14 protein-coding genes are annotated in these 15909 nt (G+C 69.1%); 1 reads left to right on the top strand and 13 read right to left on the bottom strand.

From position 1 onward, the window contains the following. Positions 1-24: 24 nt before the first annotated feature. Positions 25-1716, bottom strand: coding sequence for an NYN domain-containing protein (locus tag CFB18_RS06420; RefSeq protein ID WP_088570977.1), 1692 nt, complete (start codon positions 1714-1716; stop codon positions 25-27). A 143-nt stretch (positions 1717-1859) separates the two neighbouring features. On the opposite strand from CFB18_RS06420, the gene CFB18_RS06415 reads away from it, so the two are divergent. Next, positions 1860-2273 (top strand): ribonuclease HI family protein, encoded by a 414-nt coding sequence (locus tag CFB18_RS06415; protein ID WP_088570976.1) that lies wholly within the window; start codon positions 1860-1862, stop codon positions 2271-2273. A gap of 89 nt (positions 2274-2362) precedes the next feature. On the opposite strand, the gene ftsZ is transcribed toward CFB18_RS06415, so the two are convergent. From ftsZ to CFB18_RS06355, 12 genes are all read right to left on the bottom strand, one after another. Then, positions 2363-3466 (bottom strand): cell division protein FtsZ, encoded by a 1104-nt coding sequence (gene ftsZ, locus CFB18_RS06410; RefSeq protein WP_088570975.1) that lies wholly within the window; start codon positions 3464-3466, stop codon positions 2363-2365. Between the two features lie 71 nt (positions 3467-3537). Further along, positions 3538-4764, bottom strand: a complete 1227-nt coding sequence (gene ftsA, locus CFB18_RS06405) for a cell division protein FtsA (protein ID WP_088570974.1) — start codon at positions 4762-4764, stop codon at positions 3538-3540. Continuing rightward, complete coding sequence (locus CFB18_RS06400) at positions 4761-5486, bottom strand: cell division protein FtsQ/DivIB (protein ID WP_159461608.1); 726 nt, start codon at positions 5484-5486, stop codon at positions 4761-4763. Before CFB18_RS06400 ends, ftsA begins: the two co-directional genes overlap by 4 nt. Positions 5487-5497: 11 nt before the next feature. Next, the gene (locus CFB18_RS06395; RefSeq protein ID WP_088570972.1) at positions 5498-6697 is read right to left on the bottom strand and encodes a D-alanine--D-alanine ligase family protein; all 1200 of its coding nucleotides are present in this window, start codon (positions 6695-6697) and stop codon (positions 5498-5500) included. After that, positions 6597-7631 (bottom strand): UDP-N-acetylmuramate dehydrogenase, encoded by a 1035-nt coding sequence (gene murB, locus CFB18_RS06390; protein WP_200808111.1) that lies wholly within the window; start codon positions 7629-7631, stop codon positions 6597-6599. The genes CFB18_RS06395 and murB overlap by 101 nt, the downstream gene beginning before the upstream one ends. After that, complete coding sequence (gene murC / locus CFB18_RS06385; protein ID WP_088570971.1) at positions 7631-9010, bottom strand: UDP-N-acetylmuramate--L-alanine ligase; 1380 nt, start codon at positions 9008-9010, stop codon at positions 7631-7633. The genes murB and murC overlap by 1 nt, the downstream gene beginning before the upstream one ends. Positions 9011-9168: 158 nt before the next feature. Further along, the gene (locus tag CFB18_RS06380; RefSeq protein WP_088570970.1) at positions 9169-9693 is read right to left on the bottom strand and encodes a CvpA family protein; all 525 of its coding nucleotides are present in this window, start codon (positions 9691-9693) and stop codon (positions 9169-9171) included. Continuing rightward, positions 9690-10844, bottom strand: coding sequence for an undecaprenyldiphospho-muramoylpentapeptide beta-N-acetylglucosaminyltransferase (murG, locus tag CFB18_RS06375; protein ID WP_088570969.1), 1155 nt, complete (start codon positions 10842-10844; stop codon positions 9690-9692). Before murG ends, CFB18_RS06380 begins: the two co-directional genes overlap by 4 nt. Beyond that, positions 10762-11991: an FtsW/RodA/SpoVE family cell cycle protein gene (locus tag CFB18_RS06370; protein ID WP_088570968.1), complete on the bottom strand. Its 1230-nt coding sequence runs from the start codon at positions 11989-11991 to the stop codon at positions 10762-10764. Before CFB18_RS06370 ends, murG begins: the two co-directional genes overlap by 83 nt. After that, positions 11988-13364: a UDP-N-acetylmuramoyl-L-alanine--D-glutamate ligase gene (gene murD / locus CFB18_RS06365; RefSeq protein WP_088570967.1), complete on the bottom strand. Its 1377-nt coding sequence runs from the start codon at positions 13362-13364 to the stop codon at positions 11988-11990. Before murD ends, CFB18_RS06370 begins: the two co-directional genes overlap by 4 nt. Positions 13365-13375: 11 nt before the next feature. After that, on the bottom strand, positions 13376-14398 hold the full coding sequence (gene mraY, locus CFB18_RS06360) for a phospho-N-acetylmuramoyl-pentapeptide-transferase (protein WP_200808110.1): 1023 nt from the start codon (positions 14396-14398) through the stop codon (positions 13376-13378). A 58-nt stretch (positions 14399-14456) separates the two neighbouring features. Continuing rightward, a complete protein-coding gene (locus tag CFB18_RS06355; protein WP_088570966.1) occupies positions 14457-15896 on the bottom strand; it encodes a UDP-N-acetylmuramoyl-tripeptide--D-alanyl-D-alanine ligase in 1440 nt (479 codons plus the stop codon). Positions 15897-15909: the final 13 nt, after the last annotated feature.

The raw sequence follows: 15909 nt of genomic DNA, 5'->3' as shown, positions 1-15909 counted from the left end.
CGGGGAGGGCCGGAGGGCTTTCCATCAGCGGACAGACCGGGCTTCCTGCATGTGAGCCCGGAGGAAAGCCTCCAGGGGCGATTTCTGTTCCTCCGGGGCCTCCACTCCGGCCAGTTGATCCAGCAGCCAGGCGATCATGGTCGGGTTCAGGGAGGCGACTGTCTCCACCCATGCCCGGACCCGTTCCCCCCGCGTGGGGTCGGGATCGTGGAAGAGCTCCAGCACACGCCGTACGAACGGTCCGGCGGCGACCGGGATCTGATTCTCGGAGAAGGCGGACAGCGCGTAATGAAGCATGAAGTCCACCAGCCCGCGGAGCTTCTCCCAGACCGGATCGCCGGGGATCATCAGAGCGATGAAGGCGTGGTAGTAAGGGAGGGAGCCGGCGTAGTCGCGGCGGTTGTTGAAGAGCTCACCGGCCCGCACCGAGCAGTAGCTGGCCGCGCGCCAGCGGATCTCATAGGGCCCGACCCCCGGCGCACGCGCCTCCCACAGGTCCAGGGTCATCCGCAGCGCCAGCCGGAAGCGGTCCAGGGCCATGGGGAAGTTTCGATCGCGCCGATAGCTCATCCCCTCCTCGAACAGCGCCCGGGCCTCCCCCAGGGAGGGGGTGATCCCGGAGGGATAACGGACCCCGGCCAGCTCTACCCGCAGCGGCTCGAAGACGTCCTCCCGCAGCGGATCCTCCGGACGCGCCCAGCGCAGGACGCCGTTCTCGGACGCCAGGACCCCCTCCCGCACCATTCCCCGCAGGATGGATTCCACCTCGCCGATGGGGAGGCCGAGCAGGAGGGCCAGGGCCTCCGGCTCCAGGGGCCAGTTGGCCATGCCCAGGAACCGGATCATCCCGCTCTCCGCCGCCTCGATGAACCGCTTGAGGCTCGTCACCCGCAACCCCTGGATGGGCGTGACGGAGGAAGGCGGGAGGGCGCCGAAGGAGAGGGCGGGGCTCAACAGCAGCAACCAGCTCAGCTCCTGGCGGCCACTCTCCTCCAGATCCAGGCCCTCCCAGTTCGCCTGCTCCAGCCAGCGGGTGAGAGTGAGGTCGGAGGCTCCCGTCCGCAGGGCCTCAAAGAGGCGGGTGAGCCCCATGCGCCGAACGGTGGCCTCCAGCAACGCGAAGCCCCAGTCCTCCAGGTAACGACGGTAGCGCTCCGCCGCTCCCATGGCCTCCGGGGTGGGGGCCGGCGCTTCACCCTCCGGGGTCGAAGGAGGCGCTGGGGTGGGAGCCGCTCCTCCCTCCGAGACGATCAGGGTGTCGTAGTAAACGAACTCATCGCAGAGGGCCGGGATCAGGTCGCTGGTGGCTCCCTGGACGCCCACGCCGATGACGAACTTGCCGTGCTCCCGGAGCCGGGTGATCAGGCTGGAGAAATCGCTGTCCCCCGAGATGATGGCGAAGATCTGGATCTCCGGTCGGGTGAAGAGCACCTCCATGGCATCGATGGCCATGCGGACGTCGGCGCGGTTGCGGGCGATCTTGTGGCCGTAGGAATAGATCTGGACCAGATCCACCCCGTGTCGGAGCAGCTCCTCCCGGTATTTGGTGAAGCGCGACCAGTCCCCATAAGCTCGCTTCAGAACCAGACGCCCGCGCCGGCCGAGCTCCGCGAACAGGCGCGGGAGGTCCAGGGTGTAGTAACGGCTCTCCGCTGCGGTTACAATGTTCTCGAAATCGATGAACACGGCGATGCCCGGTCGATCCCGACGCGCCATCGGTGCTCCCGGAGAAAAGCTCGTTGAGGGAGGATCCGCCGCGCCCTCCTCCGGGGGAGGGTCGGGGGTTTCTTCGTTTTCGCCCTCAACGGCATGATCTCTATCTTAGGCTCATCTCACATAGAAATCCAGAGCGCGAACCCATGCCGCGCGCCGCGCCGGACTACATCGTGATCTTCGATGGCGGCAGCCGGGGCAACCCGGGCCCCGGTTACGGCTCGTATCGCCTCCACACGCGGGACGGACGGGAGGATGTGCGCCGGCTGGAGTTCGGGGAGGCGATGACCAACAACGAGGCGGAGTATCGCACCCTCATCGCCGCCCTCGATGACCTGATCGGCCGAATCGAACAGACGGGAAAGGACCCCTCCGCCTTCACCGTGGAGGTCCGAGGGGACAGCCGGCTGATCCTGACCCAGCTGCGGGGCGAGTTCCGGGTGCGGGCGGCCCATCTGCGCCCCCTCTGGGAGGCGGCCCGGGCGCGCCTCTCCCGGTTCCGCGAGGCCCGGCTGGTCTGGCAACCCCGAAAGGCCTCCGTAAAGGATCTGGGGCATTGAAACCCTCAACAGGGTGAGGGAGAGCGGCCGCCTGCTCTCCCTCACCCTCCTACGTATCACCCCGGGCGGAAGGGGAAGCGCCCTATCCATCAACCCCGCCGGCGCAGGAAGGCCGGGATGTCCAGGTCCCCCTCGGAGAAGCTGCGATCGCTGAGCGGACGCCGGCCCTCCTCGGGGCGTGGGGCGCCGGTCTCCGCCCGCCCCGGCGTGGCGGCCTGGGCCGGGCGACGGCCTTGAAGCGGTGGACGCTCGAACCCGGTGGCGATCACCGTGATCCGCACCCGATCCTGCATGGCCTCATCGATGACGGCGCCGAAGATGATGTTGGCCTCGGGATGGGCCGCCTGACGGATGATCTCCGCCGCCTGATGGACCTCGTGGAGGGTGAGGTCGGGCCCGCCGGTCACGTTGAACAGGATCCCCCGGGCGCCGTCGATGGTTACCTCCAGCAGCCGGCTCGAGATGGCTTGCTGGGCCGCTTCCACCGCGCGGTTCTCCCCGGAGGCCTCCCCGATGGCCATCAGCGCCGCCCCGCCCTCGGCCATGATCGTGCGCACGTCGGCGAAGTCCAGGTTGATCAGGCCGGGGACGGTGATCAGCTCGCTGATGCCCTGGATGCCCTGGCGGAGCACCTCATCGGCCATGCGGAACGCCTGGACCAGGGTCACCTTCTTATCGGTGATCTCCAGCAGGCGATCGTTCGGGATCACGATGAGGGTGTCCACGTTCTCCTTCAGGCGGTTGATGCCCTCCTCCGCCGCCTTGGCCCGCTTGGGACCCTCGAAGGAGAAGGGGCGGGTCACCACCCCGATGGTCAGGGCCCCCACTTCCCGGGCGATGCGAGCGATCACCGGGCTGGCCCCGGTCCCGGTACCGCCGCCCATCCCAGCGGTGATGAAGACCATGTCGGAGCCCCGCAGCGCCTCGTAGATCAGGTCCGCGGACTCCTCGGCGGCCTTGTAGCCGATCTCGGGGTTGCCCCCTGCGCCCAGCCCGCGGGTGATCTTCTCCCCGATGTGGATGCGGCGATCGGCCTTGGCCAGGGAGAGGGCCTGCACATCGGTGTTGACGGCGATGAACTCCACCCCGCGGAGCCCCTCCTCGATCATGCGGTTGACGGCGTTGCTGCCCCCGCCGCCCACGCCCACCACACGGATCTTGGCCGGCGTCTGACCCGTCGTCATCGCGTCCATCCCGCACCTCCTTGCGACCTGAGTTGAACATCCGCCCGGGGCGCATCGCCCCGATCACTCGCCTGCCGACTTCATCCGGGCAGGATCTCCCGCAGGATCCCCCGCACCGCCTGCCAGAGGCGGGCCCACCAAGAGCCTTCGGAAGCGGCATATGCGGCCGCCGCATCCGCCCGCAGGCCCCACCGGAGCAAGCCCACCGCGGTGGCAAAGGCCGGCGAACGCAGGGTCTCCGCCAGCCCCCCCAGATCCCATGGCATGCCGATCCGCACCGGCATCTCGGTGTGCTCCCGCGCCACCTCCCGGATCCCCGGCAACAGCGCGGTCCCTCCGCACAGGACCAGACCGGCCGGCAGCAGCCGCTCGTAGCCGGACTTCCGGAGCTCCCCCAGGACCAGCTGGAAGATCTCCTGAACCCGTGCCTCGATGATCTCCGCCATCTCCCGGCGGGAGAATGTAACCGGGCCGTTGTCTCCGAACCCCTGCACGGTGATCTGTTCCTCCGCAGGGATGGCAGCGGCCAGGGCGTGGCCGTGCCGGATCTTGATCTCCTCCGCTACCGGGGCGGGGACGTGCAGGCCATAAGCCAGGTCGTTGGTGATGTGCTGCCCACCCACCGGGATCACCGTGGTGTAGGCCACGCTCCCCTCCACGAAGACCGCCAGGTCCGTCGTCCCCGCCCCGATGTCCACCAGGGCCACCCCCATCTCCCGCTCCCCTTCGGTGATCACCGCCTCCGCCGAGGCGAGGGGCGAGAGGACGAACTCCTCCACCTCAATCTGGGCGGATTCGATGCAGCGGCGCAGGTTGGCCAACGGGCCCACCTCGGCGGTGACGATGTGAACCTCCGCCTCCAGGCGAAAGCCATACATGCCGATGGGATCCCGGATCCCCTCCTGGCCGTCCACCGTGAACGCCCGGGGGAGCACGTGCAGGATCTCACGGGAGTGCGGGATGGCGATGACGCGGGCGTTCTCCACCGCCCGCTGCACATCCGCCGGGGTGATGCCCCGCTCCCCCCGCAACACCGAGGCCGTGCCCTTGCTGTTGACGGAGGCCACATACGGCCCGGCGATCCCCACGATGGCCCGGCGGATCTGATACCCGCTGGTCCGCTCAGCCCGCTCCACCGAAGCCCGGATCGCATCGGTGGCCTCCGCGATGTTCACCACCACCCCTCGGCGGATCCCCCGGGCCGGGACCACGCCCACCCCCAGGATCCGGAGGACCCCGGCCTCATCGGCCTCGCCCACCAGGGTGCAGATCTTGCTGCTTCCGATGTCCATCGCCACCAGCGTCATGGTTGGATCCTTTCAACCTGAAAACCGACGGCCGGCGCTTCTGGGACACGCAGGTCGAGATATGCGGGGGCGGGATGCTGGGCGGCCAGAGCGGATCGCAGCGCCCGCCAGATCGCCGCCCGGGCGGACATCGAGCCGAACTCCCCCAGCCATACGGTCCAGCCGGCCGGATCGACGAAGGAGAACCCCCGACCGGCCTCGTAGCGGAAGGCAGAGACCTCCGGGAAGGCCTGGGACAGCTCCTGCATGCGGGCCCACAACCCGGGGTCCACCCGTTGCCCGGGCGTCGGAGGCGGCAGGCCGTGGACCTCCAGGCGCCGACGGGCCTGGACAGTCCCTCCCTCGATCACCCGGCCCTCCCCATCCAGGATCAGGCGCAGATCCCCGCTGATCCACTCCCAGGGCGCCTGCCCCTCCACCACAAAGAGCGTGCAGAAAGCCGGCCAACGGCAACGCACCTCGACAGACTCGAGGGAGGGGAACCGCCGGCGGACGGCGGCCGCGGCCTCCTCCGGGTTCACCCAAAAAATGTGCAGGCCATCGATCCCCGCGGCCGCGGCCAGCGCGTCCGGCGAAAGCGTCCGCGCTCCGGCCACGTCCAGGCGGGTGTAGAAGGCCTCATGCCCCAGAAGGATCCCCCCACCGATCAGCCAGAGCCCCAGCAACCCCAGGGCGGCCAGCCGGGAGCCCACCGGCCGCCATGCCCAGAGGGCCACCGCCATCGGGGCCGGGCTCACCGCGTGGAGGGTCCGCCGTCGTCTTCTTCCCGCGCGCGGTGATCGTGAAGAGCGGAAAGCCATGTCAACCCCTCATAGGAGATGGCGTCCCGCCGGCGATCGGCGTAGCGCTCCAGGGCCAGCTCGATCAACCGGTCCAGCAACGCCGGATACGGCAACCCGCTGGCCTCCCACAGGCGCGGATACATGCTGACCGCCGTGAAGCCCGGGATGGTGTTGATCTCGTTCACCACCAGCTCCCCGGTCTCCCGGGAGAGCAGGAAGTCCACCCGCGCCATGCCGCAGGCGTCGATGGCCCGGAAGGCCGCGATGGCCAGGGCGCGGATGCGCTCCGCCAGCTCCTCCTCCAGGGGAGCGGGGATCACCAGCCGCGTGCGGTCGTCCAGGTATTTCGCTGCGTAGTCGTAGAACTCCCCCGCCGGGATCACCTCCCCGGGCACGGAGGCGATGGGATCCTCGTTCCCCAGCACGCTCACCTCGATCTCCCGGGGCGACGGGATGGCCCGCTCCACCAGCATCTTGCGCCCGTAGCGGGCCGCCTCGGCCAGGGCGGCTGGCAGCTCCTCCCGCCGCTTCACCTTCGAGACGCCGACGCTGGATCCGAGGCAGGCGGGCTTCACAAAACAGGGGAAGCCGATCTCCTGCTCCACCCGCTCCATCACGCCCTCCGGATCCCGCTCCCACTCCCGTCGGAAGACCACGATGTAACGGGCCACGGGCAGGCCGTGGGCCCGGAAGACATCCTTCATCACCACCTTGTCCATCCCCACCGCCGAGGCCAGCACCCCCGCCCCGACGTAGGGAATGTCCGCCAGCTCCAGCAAGCCCTGGATGGTGCCATCTTCCCCGAAGGGTCCATGCAGCACGGGGAAGATCACGTCCACCTGTGGGATGCCATCGGCGTGCACCCCCGGGATGAGCTCGCGGCGCTCGGCACGGGCGAGGGGAGCCGCCGACTCCGGCTCCACCACCGGTTCCGTTCCGATCAGGTCGGCCATGGTTACGGCACCGCCGGTCAAGGCCTTCATCGGATCCCCCCGGGTCAGCCAGCGGCCCTCTTTCGTGATGCCGATGGGGATCACCTCGTATTTGGTCTTATCCAGCGCCCGGATGACCGACTGGGCCGACAGGAGGCTCACCTCGTGCTCCCCCGACCTCCCGCCGAAGAGCACCCCCACACGGATCCGCCGTTTCATCTTCCCACTCCCCGATCATCTCGATCTCCGGTTCCAGGAGGACGCCGAACCGCTCCCACACGCGGCGCTGTGCCTCGGCCATCAAGGCCCGCACATCCGCCGCGGTGCCGTTCCCTTCGTTGATGAAGAAATTCGCATGCAGGGGAGAGATCACCACGCCCCCGCATCGAGCGCCCTTCAGCCCGGCGGCCTCGATCAGGCGGCCGGCATAGTCCCCAGGCGGGTTGCGGAACATGGAGCCGATGCTGGCGCCTCCGGGCTGGGTGCGCCGGCGATAGGCGTGAAAGGCGGCGATGCGCTCCAGCAGGACCTCCGGGTCCGCCGGGCGGAGGGCGAAGCGAGCTGTTAGGACCACCGGCCGTCGGGGATGAGGCCACGTCTTCAGCCGGCTGGTGCGATACCCCAGCTCCAGCTGCGCCGCCGACCACGTCACGACTTCCCCTTCCGGCAGCAGCAGCTCCACCGATTCCAGGCAGCCCGCGATGTCGCCTCCGTGGGCCCCGGCGTTCCCCACCACCGCGCCACCCACCGTGCCCGGGATCCCCACGCCCCACTCCAGGCCGGCCCATCCCCGCTCGGCGCACAGCCGGGCGAGCGTCGAGAGCGCGGCACCGGAAGCCGCCCACACCCGTCCATCCCGCTCGAAGCGCAGCTCCCGCGCCCGGTTCACCACCACCAGCCCCCGCACCCCACGATCGGAGACCAGCACATTTGATCCACCCCCCAGCAGGGTCACCGGGATCCCATCGGCCCAGGCCGCCCGGACCACCTCCGCCAGCGCCGGAACCTCCTCCACGATCACCAGGGCGTCGGCGGGCCCGCCGATGCGGGCGGTGGTGAAGCGGGCCAGCGGGACCCCTCGCTGGAGCGTCAACCCCCATCGCCGAAGGACCGCGGTCAGCGCCTCGCCGGGGAGGGCCATCGGGCGTGACATCATTCTTCCTCCGAAACCTTCAGCGCTTCCAGCAAATGCTCTCCCACCCGATAGACGTCGCCGGCCCCCAGCGTCAGCACCACATCCCCGGGCCGCACGTGGCGACGCAGGAAGTCCACCGCGGCCTCGAAATCCGGGACGCATCGGGCGTCCGAATGGCTCATCCGCTGCAGGATGTCCTCGCTGCGCACCCCCAGGGTGTCCGTCTCCCGGGCGGCGTAAATGGGGAGCAGGAGGACGTGATCCGCATCCTCGAACGCGGCCGCGAACTCCCCCAGCAGGGCCCGGGTTCGGCTGTAGGTGTGGGGCTGGAAGACCACCCACAGGGAGCGGCCGGGATAGCAGGCGCGGGCCGCCTGGAGGGTGGCCCGGATCTCCCCCGGATGGTGCGCGTAATCATCGATGACCCGCACGCCCCGCACTTCCCCCTTCACCTCGAAGCGCCGGGCGGTCCCGGGGAACCGGCTCAGGGCCTCCCGCGCCGTCTCCAGCGGGATCCCCACGGCCTCCGCGACGGCGAGGGCGGCCAGGGCGTTCAGCCCGTGATGGTGGCCAGGGATCGAGAGGCTGAGGACGCCGGCCTCCCGGCCCTCGCGGAAGAGCGCGAAGCGATCCACCGCGAGGGGGCGCGCCCACCAGCGGGCCGGCGGCCCCCATCCGTATCGGATCACCCGTCGGCCCTGGCGCTCCAGAAGATCGGCCAGGCGCCGCGCCTCGGGATCCGCATGACAGATCACCAGGAGCCCCTCCGGCGGCACCTGCTCCGCAAAGGCCTGAAAGGCCTCAAAGAACGCCTCCGGCGTCGGATAACAGTCCGGATGATCGTGCTCGATGGTCGTCACCACCGCGATGCGGGGTCGGAGGCCCAGGAACATCCGGTCGTATTCATCGGCCTCCACGATGAAGAGATCCTCCCGCCCGGCCCGGGCGTTGCGGTTCAGCCCATGGATCAGCCCGCCGACGATGAAGGTGGGATCCCGCCCGGCGGCCATGGCGATCCAGGCGATCATGGCTGTGGTGGTGGTTTTCCCGTGGCTTCCGGCGATGGCGATCCCCCAACGATCCGCCATCAGCGTTCCGATCACCGCCTCCCGTTTCACCACCGGTCGTCCCTGCGCCTCGGCGGCGCGGACCTCCGGGTGGTCCGCCGGCACAGCGGAGGACCGCACCAGCACCTCCGCCTCGCCCACATGAGCGGGGTCGTGACCGATATGAACCGGGATACCGAGGGCGCGGAGGGCCTCCGTAAACGGCGAGGAGGCCCGGTCGCACCCGCTCACCCGGTAGCCGGCCTCATGCAGCACGATGGCCAGGGCCGAGAGCCCGGCCCCCCCGATCCCGATCAGATGAAAGGCCATGCCCGGTCGCAAAGAGAACATTTTTCATCCTCATTGATCTTTGTTAGGAGGGGCTTCAGCCCCAAACCTCCGCCTTCAAGGTCCCAAAGGCCACAGATGAATTCGCTTCCCACAATCCCAAACCTTCCGTCTTCGATGGCGCAAGGGTCGCGGCTGAAGCCGCCCCTACGGTAATTCGTTCAAAGATAGAAGATCAACAGCATGAACAGGACGATGACCACCGCGAAATAGAGCAGTGGGGGTTTGATCAACGCCGGCGGCATCCAGCTGAGCATGTCGAGGATCGGGCTGGTGGGCGCCGGGGGCTGGATCACCTCTGGGAACGGGTAGCCGGCGCGGTGCAGGAAGAACAGGATCGATCCGGCGATCAGCCACCCGTTGATGGCGCCGGCAGCGAAGCCAGCGATGATCTCCACCCCTTTCTCCCGCTTGGCCCGTCCGGCCAGCTGCACGGAGAGGGCCGGTCCGGCGTAGCCAAAGATCGCCGCCAGGGCGATGGCGAAGGTCTCAGCGAAGAAACCGGTGGCGGGATCCCGGGTGAGGGATTCCCAGATGGCGGGGGCGAACTGCTGCAGCAGGCTGAACAGGAACATCACCCCCACGATGGAAGTGCTGACCAGGATCTCCTTGGCCACCCCCCGCAGGGCGCCGATCAACGCGAACACAGCGACGAAAGCCCAGAAGACGGTGTGCAGCGCGATCATCCCGCCCTCCCCTGCGCTGGGCGCTTTTCCGGATATGGGGTGGAAGCGGCCAGACGCTGCACCAGCGCGGCCAGCCGCTCCGCCGCCTCCGGCTGAGCCAGCGCCCCCATGGACCGGCGCATTCCCTGCAGACGGTCCGGGTCCCGGAGCAGCTCCTGCACCACCTCCCCGAGCCGTTCCTCGATCTCCTCATCAGGGATCCTCACCGCGCCTCCATGGCGGACGAGATAGGCGGCGTTGCGCTCCTGATGGCGCCGCACGTAGGGATAGGGCACCAGCACCGCCGGCAGCCCGAACAGCGGGAGCTCTCCCAGGGTCGAAGCCCCCGCCCGGCAAACGGCCAGGTCCGCCATGGCCAGCGCCTCCCCCATCTCTTCCTCCAGATACGCGACCGGCTGATAACGCGCCCGGATCTCTGAAGGCAGCGCCGCCCGCCGCGCCTGCATGCGTTCGAGATCCGCCGGCCCGGTGAGGTGCAGCACCTGGGCCTCCATCGCCAGCGCCTCCAGATGTCGATCCACCGCCCGGTTCAGCCGGCGCGCTCCGCGGCTGCCTCCGAACACCAGCACCACTGGGAGGTTCTCCGCAAACCCCCAGCGGGCGCGGCCGCGCCGACGGGCCGCCTCCCGATCCCGCGCCGCCGCCATCAGGCGGCGCCGCACCGGATACCCCGTGACCGTCACCGGTCGTCCCCGGAAAAAGGGCTGGGCTTCCGGGGCCGTCACGGCCACGTGGGCGGCCAGGCGCGCCAGCAACCGCACCGCCATCCCCGGCTCCAAGTCCGGCAGATACACCAGGATGGGAACCCCGGCCCGGGCCGCCGCCAGGGCGGCCGGGACGGCGGCGAAGCCCCCGGTGGTGAAGAGAACCTGCGGGCGCAGCCGCCCCATCGCCTGCCACGCCTGCCGAACCCCCCGGGCGATCCGCCACAGCCCCCGCAGGGCCCCTCGAGGCCCCAACCCATATACCCCGCCGGCCTCCACCGGGAGGAACACAAAGCCCCGGGACGGGATCAGCCGGGCCTCCATTCCCTCCGGCGTGCCAACCCAGATCACCTCCAGGTCCGGCTCAACGTCCTGCAGCGCCTCGGCGACGGCCAGCGCCGGGTAGATGTGCCCGCCGGTCCCCCCCGCGGCGATCCAGATTCGCATCCTGTATCCTCCTGGCCACGCTGAGCAGGATCCCCGCCCCGATGAGCTCGCTAAGCAACGCGGATCCGCCGTAACTGATGAACGGCAACGGGAGCCCTGTGAACGGGAGCACGCCGGTCAGCCCACCCAGGTTAATCAACCCCTGCCAGGCCATCCACAGGGTTACCCCCAGGGCCAGCAACCCCCCAAACGTGTCCGGGGCGCGGCTTGCCGTGATGAACCCCAAGATCACCCAGGTAGTGAGCATGAGGATGAGCAGCATCACCCCGACGAACCCGAAGGCCTCCCCCACCACCGCAAAGGCGCTGTCGGAATGCGGCAGCGGCACCTGTCCGCTCAGGGTATACCCGATCGCCCCGGGCCCTTTCCCGAACAGCCCGCCGGAGCGGATGGCCTCCCATACCGCCCCCAGATGGGAGCCGGCCCCGCCCGTCCCCTGCAGGATCTGCAGATAGCCGGAAAGCCGAGCCATGGCATGGGGATGCACGGCGATGAGCCCTGCGAACGCTCCGGCTCCCAGGACCACCCCGGCGAGGATCTGGAGCACTGTGGCGCCGGAGGCGATGAACATCCAGGCGGCCACCAGCCCGATCAACAACCCTGTCCCCAGATCCGGCTGCAGGAAGATCGGGATCACCACCAGGCCCAGCACCAGCAGGAAGGGGATGAACCCCCGATGGAACTCCCGCAGCCGCTCCCCTTTGGTGGGCAGCCAAGTCGCCAGATAGAGGATGAGGATCGGCTTGACAAACTCCGAAGGCTGGAAGGAGCCCCCGGAGAAGGCGCGCCGGGCCCCCAGCCGGTCCTCCCCGAAGATCAGCACGGCGATCAGGGAAAGCACGCCGATGGCCATCAGGGGGATGGAGAGCCGCTGCAGGCGGTGGTAATCCATCCGCCAGAGAACGAGGAGGCCGACGGTCCCCAGGAGGGCCGCCACCGCCTGGCGCCGGACGAAATAGAAGGGATCCTCGAAGGCATGCCGCGCCAAGTAGTAGGTCGCGCTGTAAACCAGCAACAGTCCGAAGAGCACCAGCACGGCGAGCACGACGAGCAACCCCAGCTCCAGGGGCGTGAGGGGAAGCGGCGAGGCCGGAAGCCTGCTTCGAGCGATGGCCAGGTCATGCCACCTTCTTCGCGCGGCGGTCATGACAGCGCCTCCACCAGCTGACGGAAATGCATGCCGCGCTCCTCAAAATCCCGATAAGCGTCGAAGCTGGTTCCCCCGGGGGAGAGGAGCACCACCTCTCCCGGCCGGGCCAGCCCGGCCGCCCGGGCCACCGCCTCCTCCAGGGTGGCCACCCGCTCGAGATGCTCCAGAACCACCCCGTCCACCCGGGCGCGGGCCGCCCGGGCGGCCTCCACGATGCGATCCCCCAGCTCCCCGAAGGCGATCAGCACACGAGCCCGGCGGGCGATGACCTCCGCCGTCTCCTCCCAGGGGAGACCCTTATCCCGCCCGCCCGCCAGCAGCACGATGGGCTCCTCAAAGGCCTCCAGGGCCACCCGAACCCGCTCCGGCGTGGTGGCGATCGAGTCGTTCACATAGCGCACGCCCCGCACCTCCCGCACCTGCTCCAGCCGGTGCGGCACCCCAGAGAAGGTGAGGGCGGCCTCCCGGATGGCGCCGATGTCCGCGCCCAGGCTGCCCGCCACGGCCGCCGCCGCCAGGACATTCCATAGGTTATGACGGCCCCGCAAGCGCACCTCCTCCACGCGACAGATCGACCAAGCCTCGGAGCCCAAGCGCAGGAAGAGGGTTCCCTCCCGCAGGAACGCTCCCCGTGCCACCTCCCGCTCGCGGCTGAAGAACCGCAGCCGCCCCCGCACCGCCGCCGCCAGGGACCGGGCGTTCGGGTCGTCATACCCCAGAACCGCCACGTCCTCAACGTCCTGGAAGTCCAGGATGCGCTGCTTGGCCGCGATGTAAGCCTCCATGGTCTTGTGACGGTCCAGATGGTTGGGCGCGATGTTCAGCACCGCCGCCACCCGCGGGCTGACTGTCATGATCTCTAGCTGGAAGCTGGACAGCTCCAGGATCACGCGGTCCTCCGGACCGATCTCCTCCACGAACTCGATGAGGGGATTGCCGATGTTGCCGCCCACCCAGGTGCGGAAGCCCGCCGCTTGGCACATCGCCCCCACCAGGGCGGTCGTCGTCGTCTTCCCCGAGGTGCCGGTGATTCCCGCCGTCCACCCCCGGCACCGCTCCAGAAACAGCTGGGCGTCGTTGGCCAGGGGGATCCCCCGCCGGACGGCCTCCTGGACGATGGGAATGTCCAGAGGGACTCCCCCGCTCAGGCAGAGGAGGTCGCAGCCCTCCAACAGAGAGAGGGGATGGTCCCCCAGCACATAACGCACCGGCAGACCCTCCAGGGCCTGGAGGAACCTCCCCAGGCGCTCCGCGGGCTGCCGATCGCTCACCGTGACTTCGGCGCCCTGCCGCACCAGCCAGCGGGCCAGGGCCGTGCCCTGCCGCCCCAGCCCCAGGATGACCACCCGCGCGCCCCTGAGCTCCCGCATCCGACCTCACCTCACAGCAACGCCAGGGCCACGCCGATCATCGCCGACCAGATGGCGATGAGCCAGAACCGCTGCACCACCTGGGTCTCCGACCAGCCCAGCAGCTCGAAGTGATGATGAAGCGGACTCATCCGGAACAGGCGCTTCCCCTTCGTCCACTTGAAGTAAGCCACCTGCAGGATGACCGAGAGGGTCTCAGCCACCGGGATGAGGGCGATCACCGGCAACAGCAGCCACTGCCCGGTCATCAACGCCACCACCCCCAGGGTGGCCCCCAGGGCCTGGGAGCCCACATCCCCCATGAACAGCTGGGCCGGGTGCGCGTTGAACCACAGGAAGGCCATGCAGGCCCCCACCACGATGAAGGCGAAGGTGGCCAGATAGATCTGGCCCTGGAGATAGGCGATCACCCCGTAGGCGATGAACGACGTGGCCGTGATGATCCCCGCCAGGCCATCCAGCCCATCGGTGAGGTTGATCGCGTTGGCCGAGCCCACGATGATGAACACGGCGATGGGCAGGTAAAACAACCCGATGTCGATCTTCTGGGGCACCGTGGGGATGGCCATGCTGCGCAGGCCCATCCCGAAGTGCAGCACCAGCGCCAGCGCGGTCCCCAGGACGATCTGGATCGGGAACTTGTGGCGGGCCAGCAACCCATTGCCCCCCCGCGTGCCCATCCAGTCGTCCACCGCCCCCAGGGCCCCGAAGGCCAGCATGGCCGCCACCGGCACCAGGATCGATCGCCCAATCAACTGATCCCCTGTCCAGCCCATCTGACGCAGGAACGCCCGTCCGGCCGCGGTGTTGGCGATCAGGTTCCCAAGGTTCAGGACGAGGGTCAGGCTCACCACCGGCAACACGATCATCAGGCCGCCCATGGTGGGCGTCCCCACCTTCACCTGATGCGTGCGTGGCCCCTCGATCCGGATCTTCTTCCCAACCCCGTTGGCCCGCAGCCAGCGGATCAGCGGCGGCCCCCAGATCACCGCCAGCAGGAAGGACAGACCGCCCATGAACAGCGCCTGCGCCACTCGACCTCCTTGTCCAGCGGGAATGAGACCGACGGGCCGGCAACCCCGCCGCCTTCCTTTATCCCTCACACAGGGCGTTCACGATCTCCTCCATGCGCAGGCCCCGGGAGCCCTTCACCAGGACCACATCGCCGGGCTTCAGGATGCGGCGGAGGATCTCGATGGCCTCGGCGTTCGAGTCGCAGACCCACACCCGGCCCGCCGGCAGGCCCACCGCCATCGCCTCCCGGGCGATGATGCGTGCCCGAGGCCCCACGGTGATCAGGAGATCCACCACCGTCCCCGCTCGCCCGCCCACCAGCCGGTGCCCCTCGACCTCATATGTCCCCAGCTCCAGCATGTCCCCCAGCACCGCGATCTTGCGGCCCTCCAGCTCCGCCAGCAGGTTCAGCGCGGCCAGCATCGATGGCGGGCTGGCGTTGTAAGTGTCGTCCAGGATGATCGAGCCGTTCAGCCCGGGCACCGCCACCAGGCGCAGCTGCGCCCGCGGGTCCCGCAGGCCGGCGAAGATCTCATCCCAGGTCAACCCCTCCAGGACCCCCACGGCGATCGCCCGCAGGGCGGTGTGCACGCTGTGCCGGCCCAGCAGGGAGACCCGCACCCGCCGGAAGGTCTCTCCCCGATAATGAAGATCGAAGCGGATTCCCTCCAGCCCTTCGCTCACGATCTCATCCGCCCACAGGTCCGCCTCCGGATCCAGCCCGTAAAAGAACACCCGCGCCTGGGTCCGCCCCGCCATCTCCCGCACGTAAGGATCGTCCCGATTGAGGACGGCTACCCCATCTTCGGGCAGGGCCTCCACCAGCTCGGCCTTGGCCGCCGCGATGGCCTCCATGCTCCCCAGACGCTCCAGATGGACAGGGCCCACCATGGTGACCACGCCCACGATGGGGCGGGCGATGGCGCAAAGGGCCGCGATCTCCCCCCGGGCATACATCCCCATCTCCAGCACCGCCCGCTGATGGCGCGGCGTCAGACGGAGCAACATCAGGGGCAGACCGATCTCGCTGTTTAAGTTCCCTTCGCTCTTCAACGTCTCGTAACGCCGGGAGAGCACAGCCCAGGTCAGCTCCTTCGTGCTGGTCTTCCCCACGCTCCCCGTGATCCCGATCACCCGCACCGGGAAGCGCGCCCGCCACCATCCCGCCCACCGGTGGAGGGCCTCCAGGGTCTGCGAGACCCGAAAGCAAACCGGGAGCTCCAGGGACTCCGGCCAGGGCCCTCGCTCCAGGTCCACCTGCATCGCCCCCTCGGACACCTCCTGATGGACCAGGGCGGCGATCGCCCCGCGCTGGAAGGCGTCCCCGACATAGCGATGGCCGTCGGTCCGCTCCCCCGGCAGGGCGATGAACACATCCCCCTCCCCGCAGACCCGGGAGTCGATGGACACATGGCGGATCGGGATCTCCCAGGGCGGGCGCCGTCCGCTCAGCGCCTCCGCCAGATCCGCCAGGGTCATCCCCTGAACCGCCACACGCATTCCGCTGTTCTCCGCCATCCCCAACGCTCCT

The sequence above is a fragment of the Thermoflexus hugenholtzii JAD2 genome (genome assembly GCF_900187885.1).
GTDB classification, from domain to species: Bacteria; Chloroflexota; Anaerolineae; order Thermoflexales; family Thermoflexaceae; genus Thermoflexus; species Thermoflexus hugenholtzii.
The sequence above is the reverse complement of the archived record's forward strand: the minus strand, read 5'-3'. Positions and strand labels throughout refer to the sequence as shown.

Bases quoted from the DNA above. Each gene is read 5' to 3' on its own strand.
- CFB18_RS06420 (WP_088570977.1), bottom strand. From the start codon at position 1,716: ATGGCGCGTCGGGATCGACCGGGCATCGCCGTGTTCATCGATTTCGAG.
- CFB18_RS06415 (WP_088570976.1), top strand. From the start codon at position 1,860: ATGCCGCGCGCCGCGCCGGACTACATCGTGATCTTCGATGGCGGCAGC.
- ftsZ (WP_088570975.1), bottom strand. From the start codon at position 3,466: ATGGACGCGATGACGACGGGTCAGACGCCGGCCAAGATCCGTGTGGTG.
- ftsA (WP_088570974.1), bottom strand. From the start codon at position 4,764: ATGACGCTGGTGGCGATGGACATCGGAAGCAGCAAGATCTGCACCCTG.
- CFB18_RS06400 (WP_159461608.1), bottom strand. From the start codon at position 5,486: ATGGCGGTGGCCCTCTGGGCATGGCGGCCGGTGGGCTCCCGGCTGGCC.
- CFB18_RS06395 (WP_088570972.1), bottom strand. From the start codon at position 6,697: ATGAAACGGCGGATCCGTGTGGGGGTGCTCTTCGGCGGGAGGTCGGGG.
- murB (WP_200808111.1), bottom strand. From the start codon at position 7,631: ATGTCACGCCCGATGGCCCTCCCCGGCGAGGCGCTGACCGCGGTCCTT.
- murC (WP_088570971.1), bottom strand. From the start codon at position 9,010: ATGTTCTCTTTGCGACCGGGCATGGCCTTTCATCTGATCGGGATCGGG.
- CFB18_RS06380 (WP_088570970.1), bottom strand. From the start codon at position 9,693: ATGATCGCGCTGCACACCGTCTTCTGGGCTTTCGTCGCTGTGTTCGCG.
- murG (WP_088570969.1), bottom strand. From the start codon at position 10,844: ATGCGAATCTGGATCGCCGCGGGGGGGACCGGCGGGCACATCTACCCG.
- CFB18_RS06370 (WP_088570968.1), bottom strand. From the start codon at position 11,991: ATGACCGCCGCGCGAAGAAGGTGGCATGACCTGGCCATCGCTCGAAGC.
- murD (WP_088570967.1), bottom strand. From the start codon at position 13,364: ATGCGGGAGCTCAGGGGCGCGCGGGTGGTCATCCTGGGGCTGGGGCGG.
- CFB18_RS06355 (WP_088570966.1), bottom strand. From the start codon at position 15,896: ATGGCGGAGAACAGCGGAATGCGTGTGGCGGTTCAGGGGATGACCCTG.